The following is a 17,393-nucleotide window of genomic DNA, read 5'->3' as shown; positions in this document are numbered from 1 at the left end:
CATAATTTTGTAATATAAACAGTAAAGTGTAGCTGTACTTTTGTAGTACAATAAAAGTGATAGCATGAAAGAACAATATAAAGTAGCAGGTATGACTTGTGCCTCTTGTGCCATTAGCATAGAGACGTATTTAAAGCCGCAGGAAGGAATTCTTGAAGTTGCTGTAAATTATCCCAATCAATCTGTAACGATAGCCTATCAAGAAAATATTATTTCGATTGAAAGCATCGAAAAAAAAGTAAAAGAAATTGGTTTTAAACTGATTATAGGAACAAAAGACGATACTAAAAAAGAGTTTGAGGCAATAGAAGTAAAAAGATTGACTGTACTTAAAAAGAAGTTGATTTTCGCCGCCATATTTTCGGTGCCTATTTTTATCATGTCTATGTTTTTAATGGGTAAAATACCTTATGAAAATTGGATTATGATGGCGCTTGCACTACCTGTTTTATTTTATAGTGGTGCAGAGTTTTACACCATTGCGTGGAAAAGGTTAAAGAGTTTTTCTACAAATATGGACACATTGGTGGCATTAAGTACCGGAATTGCCTTTTTGTTTAGTGTGTTTAATACCGTAAATCCGCAGTACTTTTTAAGCAAAGGTTTGGTGCCTCATGTGTATTTCGAATCGGCAGTAATTATTATTACTTTAATTTTATTAGGACGTTTTTTTGAAGAAAAAGCAAAAAGTAAAACCTCTTCTGCCATTAAGAAACTAATGGATTTAAAACCTAAAAAAGTAACCGCCATTAGAAATGGAGAGGAAAAAGTAATTTCTTATGATGAAATTCTAAAAGGAGAATTGATCATTTTAAAACCTGGAGATAAAATTCCTGTAGATGGAAAAGTAAAAAAAGGAACTTCTTTTATAGATGAAAGTATGATTTCTGGAGAACCGATTCCGGTTGAAAAAGTAAAAGGAAGTAAAGTTTTTGCAGGTACTATCAATCAGAAAGGATCTTTAAGAATTATTGCTACTAAAATTGGTGATGAAACTTTACTGTCTCAAATTATTAAATTGGTAGAAGAAGCACAATCTAGCAAGCCTGCTATTCAAAAATTGGCAGATAAAATTGCAGGTATATTTGTGCCTATTGTAATTGGTTTAGCCGTTGTAACTTCCGTTTTATGGTATTTCTTAGGGCCAGATCCTTCTATAACATATGCATTATTAACACCAATTACTGTTTTAATTATTGCTTGTCCGTGTGCTTTAGGTTTGGCAACTCCAACCGCTTTAATGGTGGGTATTGGTAAAGGAGCACAACAAGGAATTTTAATAAAAGACGCGCAAGCATTAGAAACTGCTTATAAAATTGATACTTTAATATTAGACAAAACAGGAACCATCACCGAAGGAAAACCAAAAGTAACCGATTTAATTTGGGATAAAAATACAGTTTCTCCCGAACTAGAAAAAGTAGTATTTGCTATAGAATCACAATCAGAGCACCCTATTGCAGAAGCAATTGTGGCACATTTAAAAACGATAGATACAGAAAAAGTTCCCATCGATTCTTTTACAAGTATTACCGGTTTGGGTGCAGAAGCAACCTTTAAAAACGAACTATATAGAATAGGGAATGAGCGTTTAATGATTCAAAAGGAAATTACAATTCCTACCCAATTGAGTTCGAAAGCAAATAGCTTAAAGTCAGAAGCAAAAACAGTAGTGTATGTAGCGCATAAAAACACCGTAGTCGGTCTTATTGCAGTAGCCGATAAAGTAAAAGAAACAACGCTTGCTGCGATTCAGAAACTACAACAAATGGGCATAGAAATACATATGTTAACTGGCGATAATGAGCAAACTGCAAAAGCAATTGCCAACAAAGTTGGGATAAAAAACTATCAAGCCAATGTAATGCCTGCAGATAAAGGTGCTTTTGTTAAAGAACTACAAGCAGAAGGAAAAGTAGTTGCCATGGCAGGAGACGGCATAAATGACTCGCATGCTTTGGCACAAGCAGATGTTGGTATTGCTATGGGAAGCGGAACAGATATTGCTATGGAAAGTGCAGGAATCACGTTAATGCATTCCGATTTAAAACAAATTTCTAAAGCGATTCAATTATCTAAAGCAACGATGAAAACCATCAAACAGAATTTATTCTGGGCATTTATTTACAACCTTATTGCCATTCCTATTGCTGCAGGAGCGCTGTATCCCATCAACGGCTTTTTATTAAACCCAATGATTGCTGGGGCAGCAATGTCTATGAGTTCTATATCTGTACTCTCTAACAGTTTAAGATTAAAAAATAAAAACATTCATTAAAAATAAAAAAAGATGACAACCGTAAAATACAAAACAAATATCCATTGTGGAAATTGCATTAAATCTGTAACGCCTGTATTAAATAATTTAGATAACGTAGATTTTTGGAAAGTAGATTTAGAGCATGAAGATAAAATTTTAGAAATCACATTAGACAATGAGGATAAAACAAGCGTAGTAAAAGCTGTAAAAAGTGCAGGTTTCGAAATTGAAGAAATTTAATAGAAACTAGATAAAGTACAAAGTAATTTCTACAAATTACACATTTTATAAGCTCAAAACACAATTACTTGGTGTTTTGAGTTTTCCTTTTTATAAGGATTTCTTAGTAGAAAATTATTAAATAAAATTTACCTTTATACTTTAAATTTCCATCAATGAATAAAAAAATAGGATTAAAAGAAGCCATTTCTATTGGTATTGGAGGAATGGTAGGGGGTGGAATTTTTGCAGTTCTTGGACTTGCTGTATCACTTGCAAAAGGAGGAACACCTATTGCTTTTTTATTAGCAGGAATTTTAGCTTTAATTACTTCTTACAGTTATGTAAAACTCTCAAAAACTTACCCTAATAGAGGCGGAACAGTAAAATTTATCAATCAAGGTTTTGGTAAAACCATTTTTAGCGGAGCCATTAGTAATCTTTTATGGGTTAGCTATATTATAATGCTTTCTCTGTATGCTTCTGCATTTGGTTCTTATGCCCCTAATTTATTAAAATTAACACATCATACAACCATCGATTTTCATATTTACGCTAGCGCTATAATTATATTAGCAACATTGATAAACTATTACAGTGTTGCTATTGTAGGAAAAATAGAAGCCTATGCTGTTATTATCAAACTCATTATTTTAATTGCTTTTATTTTTATTGGAGGCTATGGTTTAATTGGAAACCCTGATCTTTCTCAATTAGCTGTCTCCAATTGGGAAGCTCCTATTAAATTATTTGCAGGCGGAATGGTTATTTTTGTGGCTTATGAAGGCTTTGAGTTAATAGCAAATGCAGCGCCTGATATCATCAATCCAGAAAAAAATATTTCTAGAGCTTATTACATCTCGGTTATTTTTGTTATTATTTTGTACATTATTATTACCATTGTTACGGTGGGTTCACTTCCTTTTTCAAAAATTGCTACGGCAGAAGATTATGTTTTGGCAGAAGCCGCAAAACCAATGTTAGGACAAATTGGTTTTTCTATAATTACGGTGGCTGCTTTAATTTCTACCTTTTCGGCAATCAATGCTTCGTTGTTAGGCGGGAGTCGTGTAAACTATGAAATTGCAGAAGACGATGAACTTCCACATCACTTTCTTGCACAAGTTTGGAATCAACCTATCGGATTAATGATTACAGCAATTGCTACTTTAATATTAGTAAACATTCTCGATTTAGAAAGTATTTCAACAGCAGGTAGTGTTGGGTTTTTGCTTATTTTTGGTATTGTAAATTTTGTAGGTTATAAGTTATCAAACACTACCGGTAGTACTAAAATAATTCCTATCATTGGGTTTATATTATGTATGTTAGCCACCCTAATACTAATCAATCAACAGTATGAAACAAACACTACAGGTGTAATCATTTCTGTTGCCATCATAGGATTTTGCTTTTTAGCAGAATGGATTTATAAAAAGACAGAAAAAAATAAATGGACAACCTAGTAACCTTTTCAATTACCGTATTTACAGGCTTTTTTGCTATTATGAACCCGATTTCTAATATGCCTATTTTTTTAACATTATTAGAAGGAGCTGATGATCAAACAAAAAGAAGAGTAAACAAAAGAGCACTGCTCATTGCCTTTATAATTGTAACCACATTTGTAATTTTAGGAAAATTTATCTTTGAGTTGTTTGGAATAACGATACCAGCATTTAAAATAACAGGAGGAATTTTAATCTTTTTTGTTGGTTTTGAAATGTTACAATCAAAAAAATCTAATGTTAAACATCTACAAAACACAAATTTTGATGAAAACATTGCCGTTTCACCTTTAGCAATTCCCATTCTAGCAGGTCCAGGAACTATTGTTACCGCAATGAATTTTGTTTCTAACACCAATTATTTACACATTGCTATTGTTGTTTTAGTCTTTGGATTAATGTGTTTATTAACTTATTTGGTTTTTAGTTTTAGTGATTTTATTGCTAAAAAAATTGGAGAGAATGTAATTTCTGTAATTGGTAAAATTATGGGGCTAATCATTGCTATTATAGGAACAAGTATGATAATAGAGGGCATTAAAATTTCTTTTCTTTTAACATAACTTAATAACGATAAGCACAGCTAATTTTAATTCACTTACAAGCAAATACATCAAAAGTCAATTAAAATAACAGTATGTATTTGTAACTTTGCAAACAAATGGAAAAATACTTAAACATCATAAAAACTTCTTATTCTGATTATTGGAATTACATAAAACAATCTGTTTTAATGGAGTTGAATTGGGAGAACTATTTCTATGGATTGATTCTTATTTCTTTAGTTGTTTGGGGATTAGAGTTCCTTTTTCCTTGGCGAAAAAATCAACCAATTTTTAGAAAAGATTTTTGGTTAGACACCTTTTATATGTTCTTCAATTTCTTTTTATTAAATTTAATTGTTCTGATCGCTTTGTCTAATTCTGCTGCACAATTGTTTAATGACTTTTTAAGAATCGTAGGTTTATCTATTGATGATTTTCAGCTTTTTGATATTAATTCTTTTCCTTTTTGGGCAAGAATTTTAGTGTTTTTTATTGTGGTTGATTTTGTACAATGGTGGACACACAGATTGTTACATCAATTTGAATTTCTTTGGAACTTTCACAAAGTACATCACTCTGTAAAACAAATGGGATTTGCGGCACACCTTCGTTATCATTGGATGGAGCCTGTAGTTTACAACTCTATAAAATACATTCCTTTAGCAATTATTGGAGGTTTTTCTGCACAAGACGTTGCAATGGTCCACTTTTTTAATATTACCATTGGACACCTAAATCATGCAAATATCAATTGGGATTATGGCTTTTTAAAATACATTTTAAATAATCCCAAAATGCATATTTGGCATCATGTAAAAGTGTTACCAGAAGACCGAAAACATGGAGTTAATTTCGGAATTACATTAAGTATTTGGGATTATATTTTTAAAACCAATTACATTCCCTATTCAGGTAGAGACATCGAATTAGGTTTTGATGGTGATGAAAATTTTCCAAAAGATTTTATCTCCCAAGAAATTTACCCTTTAAATAAAAAGTAAGTTTCTTGGAAGAAATAAACCTTAGGAATACTTATTAACTCTTTCTTTTTAAATTTTAAAAGTCATAATTGGCAATGAAGTATGGTTTGAAATATCTTCTGAAATGCTTCCAGAAAAAATATGAGATAATCCTTTTCTACCATGTGTTAATAACACAACTAAATCTGCAGAAACAACTTTAGAAAAATCTAAAATACCATCTTCTATTGTTCTAGCAGCAACAAAATTAGTATCAAGTATTCTGTCTGTGTTCCCTTCTGCTTTCATTAAAAAATCCGTAGCCAAAGCATCCATTTCTGGAGTAGTTTTAAAATCCTCGTTTGGCAAATTTATATATAAAAGATGTTTTGTAGCCTCTAAAAATTCTAACGTACTTAATAGTTTTTGAAACGCTGGAATCGTTTTTTCTGAAAAATCTGTAGCTAAAACAATATTACTAAAATCTACACTTGTTAACTCGTTTTTTACAACCATAACAGGCACTTCAGAATATCTAATAACTTTTTCTGTATTAGAACCTATAAAAAATTCTTTTAAACCACTTACACCATGAGATCCCATTACTATTAAATCTGCATTGATTTCTTTAGCAATAGAATTTACCTCACTAAATACTTTGTAATGTTTAATAATAGGTACAACCTTAACCTCTTTTAAATAATCTTTATCTAAAAAGCTTTTCATTCTTTTTTCTGATAATTTTAAAAAGAAAACAGCTTTTTCTTGGCTAAATTCTGGACTTTGAGTTAGGTTAGCTTCCTGAATATCTAACATATGTAAAGCATAAATTTCTACATCTGTTTTTTTAGATAAAAGTGCTGCTGCTTTTAAAGCATATTCTGAATGATTAGAGAAATCTATAGGAACAATTATTTTTTTCATGATAAATATTTTATGAATCAACTACAAATTTAAGTTTGTTTTTAATTCTATTTTAAGATATTTATCATGTTTTTACTTTTTTTTTACTGAAGTTTAAATAGTTTTTGAAGTAAAATTTCTGCAGGTTTATTTTGAGGAGTAAATCTATTGTTTTTATCGCCTCCAACCCCATCATGTTTATGAAACCATTTCCAAACAAATCCACCAGCAAACCAATCTTCTTTCCAAAATTGATTATAAATTGCTTGTAAACCATTTGCTTGGGCTTCTAAATTCACACTACCTTCTACCCTATTAGCTTCCCAAGGTTTTTTTCCATTAAAATCAATGCTTCTATAACCAAATTCTGTAAACAAAACAGGTTTGTTAAATTGTTGCTGAATTTTAGTAATTTCTTCTTTATGAAGTTTCCAACCTAACTCAAAATCTTCTACAGATGGCGTTTTCTTGTCGCTTAAAGGAAAGTATGCATCAACTCCAATAAAATCTAATTGCTCCCAAAAAGTAACACGTTTAAATTCATCCCAATTGGCAGCATAAGTAAGTTTTCCTTTATATACTTTTTTAATATTTCTAATTAATTCTTTCCAATATTCAGGTCTGTTTGCTACAAATTTTTCTAATTCTGTACCAATACATAAAATATCTGCATTTACTTTTTGAGCTGCTTCTGCATAAGTTAAGATAAAAGTTGAATAAGATTCTTCTAGAACACCCCATTTTTCTTCTGAATCGGCTTCTATAGTACCAGTATACTCTCCGTTTCTAATCCAAATTTGTGGCTTCACCATTACCTTAATCCCCACTTTATGAAATTTCTCTGCATATTGTAATAATCCGTTTTTGGTTTCTCCAAACCATTGTCTATTTGTATTGTGGATTATTTTTGGAGTAGACAAGTCCCTTATAAAACCAAAAGGCATTAATGCAACATAATTACTTTGAACCTTTTTTACAGGATCTATATGTTTAGAAGTAACAGCTTCTCTAGAAGCAACAAAACTTACCCCATTAATTTTAGATTCTTTTATTTTCTCTTGACCGCTACAAGAAAGCAGTAAGAAAACAAATACAACAGATAAAATCTGTATTTTATTTTTTAATATCATAAAAGTAATTTACTAAAAACAAATAACTTAAAAATTATTTTCACCTAAAAGTTATTTATATCATTTTTAAATTAGTAATAATTTTTAAGTTTTTAACTTTATCTTCGACAGACAAGTAAGAACATCTAAATTTATGGAACATATTGTAATTATTGGTAATGGAATTTCCGGAGTTACTGCAGCAAGGCATATCAGAAAAAATTCTGATAAAAAAATAACCATAATCTCTGCAGAAGCTAAATACTTTTTCTCTAGAACAGCACTCATGTATGTCTATATGGGACATATGAAGTTTGAGCATACCCAACCTTATGAGAATTGGTTTTGGAAAAAAAATGACATCGAGTTAAAAGAGGGATTTGTAGGAAACATAGATACTGGTAAAAAAAATTTAGAACTTACAAATGGAGAAAACATTTCTTATGATAAATTAATTATTGCAACTGGTTCTAAACCAAATAAATTTGGTTGGCCAGGGCAAGATTTAAATGGTGTTATAGGCATGTATCATAAACAAGATTTAGAAAAATTAGAAAAATATGCTCCCAATAAAGAAACTTGCAATAGAGCGGTAATTGTTGGTGGCGGATTAATTGGGATTGAATTGGCTGAAATGCTCAGAAGCAGAGATATTCCGGTTACTTTTTTGGTTAGAGAATCTAGTTTTTGGAATGGAGTTTTACCCACTCAAGAATCAGAAATGATTAACAAACACATTAAAGAACATCATATAGATTTGCGCTTAAGCACTAATTTAAAAGAAATAAAATCTGATGAATTTGGACAAGTAAAATCAATCATTATAGAAGAAACAGGAGAAGAAATTTTCTGTAACGTAGTAGGTTTAACAGCTGGTGTTACACCCAATATCGATTTTTTAAAAGATTCAGAAATAGAAATCAAACGAGGCGTATTAGTAAATCGTTATTTAGAAACTAATATTGAAGGAGTTTATGCAATTGGAGATTGCGCAGAACAACAACAAGCCATTGGTCTACGTAGAAACATAGAAGCGGTTTGGTATACTGGAAGAATGATGGGAGAAACTTTAGCCCAAACCATTTGCGGCAATAGAACAGCTTACAAACCTGGGCATTGGTTTAATTCTGCAAAATTTTTAGACATCGAGTACCAAACTTATGGTTGGGTTTTTAGCGAAAAAAGTAAAAAGGATACTGAACAGTATTTTCAATGGAAACACCCAAAAGATAATAAGTGCATTACCATTTCTTTTGATAAAAATTCTCATCAATTTTTAGGAATTAACACATTTGGAATTCGAATGCGTCACGAAATTTTTGACAAATGGCTCACAGAAAATCAATCTATAGAACATGTTTTAGAATTTTTAGCAGATGCCAATTTTGACCCTGAATTTTACAAGCTTCATGAAACGGAGATTGTTGAAAAATTCAATCAAGAAAACAACAGCAACATCACATTAAAAAAGAAAAGCTGGAAACGAATATTTAGTAAAGCATAATTTACATGAAAGCAATAAAAAACACAGGTTTAATTATATTTTTAATCGGATTAACCCTTTTTATAGGTACTATTTTTACAGGTACTTTTAGTTTGTCTCAATCAGAATTAGACAACTTTATTAAAGAAAAAGGATATAAAAATACTGTAATTAAAGAGCAACTTCAAAAAGCAATAGTTACCAATGAAGAATTAAATATTTTTGAATTTTCTAGTAGAGCTAGAAATGCATTTGAGACTTCTAATAATTTTTACGACAACCTTATTGCAAAATATGATGCCGAAAAAAACTGGGATAAAAAGGGAGAACAATATCAATATAAAATCTATGGTAAACCACATAGTTTAAGTTTTACACTAGCTAAAAAAGCAGGTAAAGGTTATGCAAAAGACAACCCTGGTTTAATGTGGTTTTTAACTTTTGGTCTCGGTATTATTGGAGCATTATTGTTTATAGTTCCTAATTTAATTTTATTAGGAAAACCCGGTATAAAAAATGATGGCATTTATTTAGACTCTGCTACCAATCGTGGTTGGATTGCTTGGTTAGTACTTATCTATTTGGTAAGTTTCTATTTAGTGCTGTATTTTATGCCCGATTATATTGTAAACTGGACTTTTATTTTAGATCCTATTAGCCATTTTTTAAGTGGTGGAGCTGCTTCTCAATGGTTTGTCTATGGTTTCCTATATTGTACAATTATGCTTACAATGGGAGTAAGAATGTATATTAAATACAGACATAATAAATATCAAATTGTAAGAACAACTTCCGTTCTGTTTTTTCAAATTGTATTTGCTTTTTTAATTCCAGAAATTATGTCTAGCTTAAATATGCCTGGTTATGATTTTAAAAGTGCTTTTCCTCTAGATTATGACTTTTTCTTTGAATGGAATTTAGAAACACTAAGAAACAGTGGAGGTATTGGAATCTTTATTTTAGTTTGGGGAATTATTTTAACCTTAGTAATCGTACCAGTTATGGTCTATTTCTTCGGAAAAAGATGGTACTGTTCTTGGGTTTGTGGCTGTGGAGGATTGGCAGAAACTTTAGGAGACCCTTATAGGCAACATTCTAATAAAAGTTTAAACGCATGGAAATTAGAACGATGGTTGATTCACTCTGTTTTAATTTTCTCTTTAGTAATGACAATGGTCACTTTATATTGTTATTTTTCTGGTGCAGAATCTTTTATAGGCATAAAATCTCAATGGGTAAAAGACACTTATAGCTTCTTAATTGGCGCTTGGTTTGCAGGAGTGATAGGAACAGGATTTTATCCAATTTTTGGAAACCGTGTTTGGTGTCGATTTGGGTGTCCATTGGCCGCATACTTAGGCTTTGTACAACGTTTTAAATCTCGTTTTAGAATTACAACAAATGGGGGGCAATGTATTTCTTGTGGAAACTGCTCTACCTATTGCGAACAAGGAATAGACGTTAGAGCTTATGCTCAAAAAGGCGAAAACATTGTACGCTCTAGTTGTGTTGGTTGTGGAATTTGTTCTGCTGTTTGTCCAAGAGGTGTTTTAAAATTAGAAAACGGACCCGAAGACGGAAGGATAAATCCTACTGAAATCTTATTAGGAAATGATGTAGACTTAATGGATTTAGTGAACAATAAATAATGTTTAAAAAGCACTTTTATTTATTATTCTTTTTGGTAAAACTCAATCTATATTCACAACAAATATATCAAAAAACATTTTATAAAAACGGACAAATTAAAGAAGAAGGATGGCTTTTAAATACAGAAAAAACAAAGTATTGGAAGTTCTATTATAAAAACGGAAATCTTAAAAAAGAAGGTAGTTTTAATCATAATTTAGAAACGAAATATTGGTACTTTTACAGCTCAAATTCAGTTAAAGAAAAAGAAGGACATTTTAAAAGTGGCCAACAAAATAAATGGTGGTTATTTTATGACAAAAATGGTTTTATAAAACATAAGTGTCAATTGAAAAATAATCAAAAAAATGGTTATTGCTTGATATACAAAAAACAAAAATTGGTGAAAGCATCGAAGTACAAAAATGGAAAAAAAATAAAAGAATGGACAGATTTTTCTTCCTTTAAAGGAGAAAATAATCTAAATGATTTAAGGCAATGAACCCGATTATAAAAGTTATTATCCCTGCTTATAACGAGCAAGATTCCATTACTAATGTTATTAATGACATCCCTAAAACTGTTGATGAAATTATTGTTATTAGTAACAATTCTACAGACAGCACAGAAATTAATGCAAAAAAAGCAGGTGCAACTGTTTTAACCGAAAACAGAAAAGGTTATGGTTATGCTTGTTTAAAAGGTATAGATTACATTTCTAAACAAACAAATAAGCCAGAAATTATTGTTTTTTTAGATGGAGATTATTCTGATTACCCAGAACAACTAACAGAATTAATACAGCCAATTTTAAAAAACAACATCGATTTTACAATTGGTGCACGCGTAAAAGAACTAAGAGAAACAGGTTCTATGACACCACAGCAAGTTTTTGGAAATTGGTTGGCAACTTTCTTAATGAAGTTGTTTTTTAAAGCAAATTTCACAGACCTAGGGCCTTTTAGAGCGATTAAATACGATAAGTTATTAGCTTTAAAAATGGAAGATAAAACTTATGGCTGGACAGTAGAAATGCAATTAAAAGCCTTAAAACAAAAATTAACTTATGTAGAAATTCCAATGAAATACAGAAATAGAATTGGAGTTTCAAAAGTTTCTGGAACGGTAAAAGGTAGTATTTTAGCAGGTGTAAAAATTTTAGGTTGGATTTTTAAATACAGTTTTAAATAATGGTTTTAGAGTATATAATTATTACTATTTATTCAATTTCTTTATTGCTTATCTTTATGTATGCAATAGCACAATTAAATTTACTATTTAATTATTTAAAGCAAAAAAACAAAAAAGACACCTCTGTAAAATTCGATTTTAAGAACCCCGATGAAATTCCTTTTGTGACTATACAATTACCCGTTTACAATGAATTGTACGTTATGAAACGACTGTTAAAGAACATTGCCAAACTAGAATATCCTAGAGAAAAATTAGAAATTCAAGTTTTGGATGATTCTACAGATGAATCTGTACAAACTACTGCAAAACATATTCAAAGAATTCAAGAAAAAGGAATTGACATTCAACACATTCAAAGAACAAATAGAACAGGATTTAAAGCTGGTGCTTTAAAAGAAGGTTTAAAAATTGCAAAAGGAGAATTTATTGCCATTTTTGATGCCGATTTTTTACCTCAATCAGACTGGTTGTATAAAACTGTTCCGTATTTTAAAGACGAAAAAATTGGTGTGGTTCAAACAAGGTGGGGACATATCAATAGAAATTATTCAACGCTTACAAAAATTCAAGCTTTTGCTTTAGATGCCCATTTTACTTTAGAACAAGTTGGTAGAAATAGCAAGGGGCATTTTATCAATTTTAATGGTACTGCAGGTGTTTGGCGTAAAGCATGTATTTATGATGCAGGAAATTGGGAGGGAGACACCTTAACAGAAGATTTAGACTTAAGCTATAGAGCACAACTTAAAAAGTGGAAATTTAAATACTTAGAAAATGTGGTAACTCCCGCAGAATTACCTGTAGTTATTAGTGCAGCAAGATCGCAACAATTTAGATGGAACAAAGGTGGTGCCGAGAATTTTCAAAAAATGATGAGGCGAGTGATTACTAGTAAAAATATTCCTTTTAAAACCAAAATTCATAGTCTATTACACTTGCTAAACAGCTCTATGTTTACTTGTATTTTTTTAGTTGCAGTGCTAAGCATACCAATGTTGTATATTAAAAATGAATACGAGCATTTAAAAGTTTATTTTTATGTAATGAGCTTCTTTGTAATAAGCTCACTCATCTTCTTTATCTGTTATTGGTATATGTATAAAAACATTTATGGTGGTGGAATAAAAAACTTCTTTAAATATATTGGTGCTTTTTTCACCTTTTTTTCTATTGCAATGGGATTTTCTTTACACAATACTATTGCCGTTTTAGAAGGACATTTTGGTAAAAAAAGTGAATTTGTGAGAACACCTAAATTTAATATAAAAACCATTAAAGACGGATGGAAGAAAAACAAATACATTAAGAAAAAACCTTCTGTACATGTTATTATTGAAGGTGTTTTGGCAATTTATTTTGCCTTTGGAATGTACAGTGCTTTTATCGTTGGTGATCAAGGTGGCGATTTTGGATTATTCCCTTTTCACTTTATGTTATTCATTGGTTTTAGTTATGTGTTTTTTAAGTCAATATTCTCTAAAGCCTAATGTCTTTTATCAATAAATATAAAAACGTTTTATTGATTACATTAAGCACTGCTCTGTACTTTATTTTTGCCTATTTTTTGGAAAGAACAGCGTTTAACAAACTACTTCTTATATGGTTTTCGTTATTTGGTTGTTTTTATTTGCTACTAAAAAGTAAAACCATCAGTTTTTCAACTTTAATAGGGCTCACAATTCTTTTTAGATTGGTATTTTTGTTTGCAATACCTAATCTATCACAAGATTTTTACAGGTTTATTTGGGACGGAAGAATGATTCTAGAAGGTTTGAATCCTTATTTATCATTACCTGAAACATTTATTCAACAAGGATTAAAACCTTTTTCTGAAACAGCTGCATTATATAATGGAATGGGGCAACTTAACGGAAGCCACTATACAAATTACCCCCCAATAAATCAATTGTGTTTTTTAATTGCAGCCCTTTTTGCTAGTAAAAGTATTTTTGGTTCAATTATCGTTTTAAGAATTATAATTATTCTTGCAGATATTGGGATTCTCTATTTTGGAAAAAAATTACTTGAAAGATTAAACTTACCCATAAAAAATATTTTTTGGTATGTTTTAAATCCGTTTATTATTATAGAAATGACAGGAAATTTACATTTTGAGTCTGTTATGCTATTTTTCTTGATTTGGAGTTTCTATAAATTACATCAACAAAAATGGGTTTTTGCTGCCATTTTATTTGCCTGCTCTATTTCTGTTAAGTTAATTCCTTTGTTGTTTTTACCTCTATTTTTTCAATGGTTTACACAACCAATGAGCAAACACTCGTCAAAAGTAAAATGGATGGGTTTTAAATTTCAACCTAAAAAAATCATCAAATTATTATCTTTTTACGCCATCATTTTATCCATAACTACAATTCTATTTCTCCCCTTTTATTCTTCAGAATTAATTGCTAATTATTCTAATTCTGTTGGTCTATGGTTTAGAAATTTTGAATTTAACGCAAGTTTCTATTACCTTTTTAGAGAAATTGGCTACCTCTTTAGAGGCTGGAATGAAATTGCAATTATTGGAAAAATAACACCCATTTTAACAATCCTATTTCTTTTGTTCCTTACTTTTTTCAGAAAAAATAAAAGCTTAATTGAATTAATCACAGCAATTTTATTTTGCCTCTGTTTTTACTATTTTACAGCCACAACTGTGCATCCTTGGTATTTGGCCACTCCGCTAATTTTAACTGTTTTTACAAAATATAAATTCCCTATTGTTTGGAGTGTTGTAATTATATTAAGCTATCAAGCCTATGCAAATTTTCCTTGGAAAGAAAACTTATGGTTTGTAGGTGTAGAATATTTAATTGTTTTTGGGTTTTTAATCTATGAAATTCAAAAAAAAACTATTAAAATTTAATTCTTTCTTAAAATTAACTCGTTAGATTTTCCTTATCTTAGTGGCTAATTTTGTTTAGATGAAGAAGCTTACGATAAAAGATATTGCAAAAGAATTTAATGTTTCTATTTCTACCGTTTCAAAGGCTTTAAACGATAGTTATGAAATTAGTGATAACACTAAAGAAAAGATTCAAAAATACGCAAAAGAGAATAATTACAAACCGAACTTTAATGCCATTAGCTTAAAGAATAGAAGTACAAAAACTATTGGTGTAATTATACCTACAATGCTCAATTATTTCTTTGCTCAAGTTTTTAAAGGAATAGAAAATGCTGCCAATAAAAAAGGTTATAAAGTAATTACCTGTATCTCAAACCAATCGTACAGTAAAGAAGCAGAAATTATAGAAATGCTTTCTAACGGAAGTATTGATGGCTTTATTTTGTCTATGGCAAAGGAAACCGAATTAAAAAATAACTTTAGCCATTTTAATGAAACTATAGAAAACGGGACTCCAATTGTAATGTTTGATAGAGTTGCACAATCTGTTAATTGTGATAAAATAGTTTCTGATGATTTTAACGGAGCATTAAATACAGTTGAATTTTTACACAAAAAAGGACATAAAAAAATTGCTTTTGTTTCTACATTGAGTAATTTACATATTGGTAAACAGCGGTTTTTAGGATATAAAAAAGGATTAGAAAATGTTGGGTTGCCTTTTAATGATGATTTGGTTATTAACATCTTAGAAAGAGATTACAAAAAATACGAATCTATTTTAGCTCCTTTTTTAGCAAAAAACAATATAGACAGCGTAATTACCACAGGAGAATCTGCCGCTATAGCGACAATGAAAACCTTAGTGAAAAGTGGAAAAAAAATCCCAAAAGATGTTTCTGTTATTGCTTTTTCTAACGGAATTTTAGCAAGACACTCAAGCCCTAAACTAACGACTATTAGTCAACACGGAGAACAAATGGGAGAAAATGCTGCAGAAATTTTAATTGAAAAATTAGAAAAAAAACATACCGAAGTGATCACCAAAGTGATCAAAACAGATTTAGTTATTAGAGATTCTACAAATTAGAAATGATTGACTTCTCTAAAGTAAAATTGATTGTTTCTGACATGGATGGAACTTTACTAAATTCCAAAGGTCAAGTTAGCCCTCAGTTTTTTCAACTCTTTAAAAAGCTCCAAAAACACAACATCCATTTTGTTGCCGCAAGTGGCAGACAATACAACAGTATTGTTAGTAAACTCTCTTCTATACAAAACAATATTTTTGTAATTGCAGAAAACGGGGCTATTGCTAAAAAAAATGACACAATACTTTTAGAAAACGCTATCCCTGCAAAAAAAGTAATTGACATCATCCCTACTCTAAGGAAAATTCAAGATACTAATATTATTTTATGTGCTCATGACGCTGCTTTTATAGAAAGTAAAAATGAAAAGTTTATTTCTTTGTTTCAAGAATATTATCATAATTTTCATATTGTTGATGACTTAATTGAAACCGCCAAAACAACAACAATTTTAAAAATAGCAAACCATCATTTTAAATCTTCAGAAGAATTTATTTATCCTTCTATAAAACATTTAAAAACTCCTATTTTACTCAAAATATCTGGTCAAAATTGGTTAGACATCTCTGATCAAAAAGCCAACAAAGGCAATGCCTTAAGAGAAGTTCAGCAAATCTTAAAAATCACCAAAGAAGAAACAATGGTTTTTGGAGATTACCATAATGATCTTGAAATGCTACATGAAGCTAACTTTAGTTTTGCCATGAAAAATGCACATAAAGACATTTTAAAAGTAGCAAATTACTCGACAGAAAGTAATGATAATTTTGGAGTAGAACGCGTTTTAGAAAAACTGATTGAAGCTAAAAGGAATTAAATAGTTATTGCTACAACCAAGCCTTCATTAGCTCTTACATTAAAAACAGTTTCGTCTTCAAAAATTAAATACTGCCCTTTTATCCCTACTAATTTACCTGTATAATTTGGTGTTTTAATCAAGTTTAAACTTTTAGGTTTTACTGGATATTTTATTACCGGAAAATTTAAATGCGTTTCAGAATTATTTTCAATAAAATATTCTTTGGCTTCATCAGGAATAAACTTTTTTAACTTCTCTCTCCATGCTATCAAATTTTCATCTTCAATATCATTCTTTAACATTTTACGCCAATTCGTTTTGTCTCCAACGTATTCTTTTAATGCAACTTCAGTTATTCCTGCTAAATATCTGTTTGGTACTTCTACAATCTCAATGGCTTCATGTGCACCTTGATCTATCCATCGTGTTGGCACTTGTTGCTTTCTTGTAACACCTACTTTTACATTACTAGAATTTGCTAAATAAACAATGTGTGGTTTTAATTGCACCGATTTTTCATAGGCTAAATCTCTATCTTCAATCCCTAAATGTGCCGTACTTAATTCTGGTTTCATAATCCAATCTCCTGCATTTGGAGTATCAAAAAAACAAGATTTACAAAAGCCTTGTCTATAAATTGGCTTTTCTAAATGACAATTTAAACATTCATATTTTACAAAGGATATGGAAATCTCTTTATTTAGCAACTGATTTACATTTAAAAAATCTGAATTCATATCTAAATAATACTGAATTTGTTCAGCATTTTCTGTCATCATTTTTTTTAAAACTCCTTGGTAGGTCATAAAACAAAATTTAGTATTTTTAAACTTCGATTTTTAA

The 17,393-nt window shown here is 30.2% G+C and carries 16 protein-coding genes; 13 read left to right on the top strand and 3 right to left on the bottom strand.

The annotated features are described in order from the left end of the window. Window positions 1–64 precede the first annotated feature (64 nt). From MC378_RS06600 to MC378_RS06580, 5 genes are all read left to right on the top strand, one after another. Window positions 65–2,278 carry a heavy metal translocating P-type ATPase gene (locus MC378_RS06600; protein ID WP_242177957.1) on the top strand — a complete coding sequence of 738 codons (2,214 nt, stop codon included), beginning with the start codon at window positions 65–67 and terminating at the stop codon, window positions 2,276–2,278. A 12-nt stretch (window positions 2,279–2,290) separates the two neighbouring features. Next, window positions 2,291–2,500 carry a heavy-metal-associated domain-containing protein gene (locus MC378_RS06595; RefSeq protein WP_242177956.1) on the top strand — a complete coding sequence of 70 codons (210 nt, stop codon included), beginning with the start codon at window positions 2,291–2,293 and terminating at the stop codon, window positions 2,498–2,500. 155 nt (window positions 2,501–2,655) lie between these two features. Beyond that, window positions 2,656–3,945 carry an APC family permease gene (locus MC378_RS06590; protein WP_242177955.1) on the top strand — a complete coding sequence of 430 codons (1,290 nt, stop codon included), beginning with the start codon at window positions 2,656–2,658 and terminating at the stop codon, window positions 3,943–3,945. Next, a complete protein-coding gene (locus MC378_RS06585) occupies window positions 3,933–4,550 on the top strand; it encodes a MarC family protein (protein ID WP_242177954.1) in 618 nt (205 codons plus the stop codon). Before MC378_RS06590 ends, MC378_RS06585 begins: the two co-directional genes overlap by 13 nt. Before the next feature lie 98 nt (window positions 4,551–4,648). After that, on the top strand, window positions 4,649–5,533 hold the full coding sequence (locus MC378_RS06580; protein ID WP_242177953.1) for a sterol desaturase family protein: 885 nt from the start codon (window positions 4,649–4,651) through the stop codon (window positions 5,531–5,533). Window positions 5,534–5,581: 48 nt separating this feature from the next. On the opposite strand, the gene MC378_RS06575 is transcribed toward MC378_RS06580, so the two are convergent. Both MC378_RS06575 and MC378_RS06570 read right to left on the bottom strand, forming a co-directional pair. Then, window positions 5,582–6,415: a universal stress protein gene (locus MC378_RS06575; RefSeq protein WP_242177952.1), complete on the bottom strand. Its 834-nt coding sequence runs from the start codon at window positions 6,413–6,415 to the stop codon at window positions 5,582–5,584. Between the two features lie 83 nt (window positions 6,416–6,498). Beyond that, on the bottom strand, window positions 6,499–7,524 hold the full coding sequence (locus MC378_RS06570; protein WP_242177951.1) for a glycoside hydrolase family 113: 1,026 nt from the start codon (window positions 7,522–7,524) through the stop codon (window positions 6,499–6,501). Between the two features lie 133 nt (window positions 7,525–7,657). Here MC378_RS06570 and MC378_RS06565 point away from each other — a divergent pair, with 133 nt between their 5' ends. From MC378_RS06565 to MC378_RS06530, 8 genes are read left to right on the top strand one after another with little or no spacing between them, the layout of a single operon-like run. Further along, the gene (locus tag MC378_RS06565; RefSeq protein WP_242177950.1) at window positions 7,658–9,007 is read left to right on the top strand and encodes an NAD(P)/FAD-dependent oxidoreductase; all 1,350 of its coding nucleotides are present in this window, start codon (window positions 7,658–7,660) and stop codon (window positions 9,005–9,007) included. Window positions 9,008–9,012: 5 nt separating this feature from the next. Further along, window positions 9,013–10,635 carry a 4Fe-4S binding protein gene (locus MC378_RS06560; protein ID WP_242177949.1) on the top strand — a complete coding sequence of 541 codons (1,623 nt, stop codon included), beginning with the start codon at window positions 9,013–9,015 and terminating at the stop codon, window positions 10,633–10,635. Then, window positions 10,635–11,117, top strand: coding sequence for a toxin-antitoxin system YwqK family antitoxin (locus MC378_RS06555; protein ID WP_242177948.1), 483 nt, complete (start codon window positions 10,635–10,637; stop codon window positions 11,115–11,117). The genes MC378_RS06560 and MC378_RS06555 overlap by 1 nt, the downstream gene beginning before the upstream one ends. Continuing rightward, window positions 11,114–11,806 (top strand): glycosyltransferase family 2 protein, encoded by a 693-nt coding sequence (locus tag MC378_RS06550; RefSeq protein ID WP_242177947.1) that lies wholly within the window; start codon window positions 11,114–11,116, stop codon window positions 11,804–11,806. Before MC378_RS06555 ends, MC378_RS06550 begins: the two co-directional genes overlap by 4 nt. Further along, the gene (locus tag MC378_RS06545) at window positions 11,806–13,296 is read left to right on the top strand and encodes a cellulose synthase family protein (protein WP_242177946.1); all 1,491 of its coding nucleotides are present in this window, start codon (window positions 11,806–11,808) and stop codon (window positions 13,294–13,296) included. The genes MC378_RS06550 and MC378_RS06545 overlap by 1 nt, the downstream gene beginning before the upstream one ends. Next, entirely contained in the window at window positions 13,296–14,678 is a 1,383-nt protein-coding gene (locus MC378_RS06540; protein WP_242177945.1) for an MptA/MptB family glycosyltransferase, read from the top strand. Before MC378_RS06545 ends, MC378_RS06540 begins: the two co-directional genes overlap by 1 nt. A 58-nt stretch (window positions 14,679–14,736) precedes the next feature. Next, window positions 14,737–15,750, top strand: a complete 1,014-nt coding sequence (locus MC378_RS06535; protein ID WP_242177944.1) for a LacI family DNA-binding transcriptional regulator — start codon at window positions 14,737–14,739, stop codon at window positions 15,748–15,750. Between the two features lie 2 nt (window positions 15,751–15,752). After that, a complete protein-coding gene (locus MC378_RS06530; protein ID WP_274704111.1) occupies window positions 15,753–16,568 on the top strand; it encodes an HAD family hydrolase in 816 nt (271 codons plus the stop codon). On the opposite strand, the gene MC378_RS06525 is transcribed toward MC378_RS06530, so the two are convergent. Further along, window positions 16,565–17,356, bottom strand: a complete 792-nt coding sequence (locus tag MC378_RS06525; RefSeq protein WP_242177943.1) for a DUF2797 domain-containing protein — start codon at window positions 17,354–17,356, stop codon at window positions 16,565–16,567. The two genes, MC378_RS06530 and MC378_RS06525, sit on opposite strands and share 4 nt — an antisense overlap. Between the last annotated feature and the right edge of the window lie 37 nt (window positions 17,357–17,393).

The organism is Polaribacter marinus, from assembly GCF_022662535.1.
GTDB classification, from domain to species: Bacteria; Bacteroidota; Bacteroidia; order Flavobacteriales; family Flavobacteriaceae; genus Polaribacter; species Polaribacter marinus.
This window is presented reverse-complemented; position numbering and strand designations above follow the sequence as displayed.

Coding starts and splice junctions, on each gene's coding strand:
- MC378_RS06600 (WP_242177957.1), top strand. CDS start 65: ATGAAAGAACAATATAAAGTAGCAGGTATGACTTGTGCCTCTTGTGCC.
- MC378_RS06595 (WP_242177956.1), top strand. CDS start 2,291: ATGACAACCGTAAAATACAAAACAAATATCCATTGTGGAAATTGCATT.
- MC378_RS06590 (WP_242177955.1), top strand. CDS start 2,656: ATGAATAAAAAAATAGGATTAAAAGAAGCCATTTCTATTGGTATTGGA.
- MC378_RS06585 (WP_242177954.1), top strand. CDS start 3,933: ATGGACAACCTAGTAACCTTTTCAATTACCGTATTTACAGGCTTTTTT.
- MC378_RS06580 (WP_242177953.1), top strand. CDS start 4,649: ATGGAAAAATACTTAAACATCATAAAAACTTCTTATTCTGATTATTGG.
- MC378_RS06575 (WP_242177952.1), bottom strand. CDS start 6,415: ATGAAAAAAATAATTGTTCCTATAGATTTCTCTAATCATTCAGAATAT.
- MC378_RS06570 (WP_242177951.1), bottom strand. CDS start 7,524: ATGATATTAAAAAATAAAATACAGATTTTATCTGTTGTATTTGTTTTC.
- MC378_RS06565 (WP_242177950.1), top strand. CDS start 7,658: ATGGAACATATTGTAATTATTGGTAATGGAATTTCCGGAGTTACTGCA.
- MC378_RS06560 (WP_242177949.1), top strand. CDS start 9,013: ATGAAAGCAATAAAAAACACAGGTTTAATTATATTTTTAATCGGATTA.
- MC378_RS06555 (WP_242177948.1), top strand. CDS start 10,635: ATGTTTAAAAAGCACTTTTATTTATTATTCTTTTTGGTAAAACTCAAT.
- MC378_RS06550 (WP_242177947.1), top strand. CDS start 11,114: ATGAACCCGATTATAAAAGTTATTATCCCTGCTTATAACGAGCAAGAT.
- MC378_RS06545 (WP_242177946.1), top strand. CDS start 11,806: ATGGTTTTAGAGTATATAATTATTACTATTTATTCAATTTCTTTATTG.
- MC378_RS06540 (WP_242177945.1), top strand. CDS start 13,296: ATGTCTTTTATCAATAAATATAAAAACGTTTTATTGATTACATTAAGC.
- MC378_RS06535 (WP_242177944.1), top strand. CDS start 14,737: ATGAAGAAGCTTACGATAAAAGATATTGCAAAAGAATTTAATGTTTCT.
- MC378_RS06530 (WP_274704111.1), top strand. CDS start 15,753: ATGATTGACTTCTCTAAAGTAAAATTGATTGTTTCTGACATGGATGGA.
- MC378_RS06525 (WP_242177943.1), bottom strand. CDS start 17,356: ATGACCTACCAAGGAGTTTTAAAAAAAATGATGACAGAAAATGCTGAA.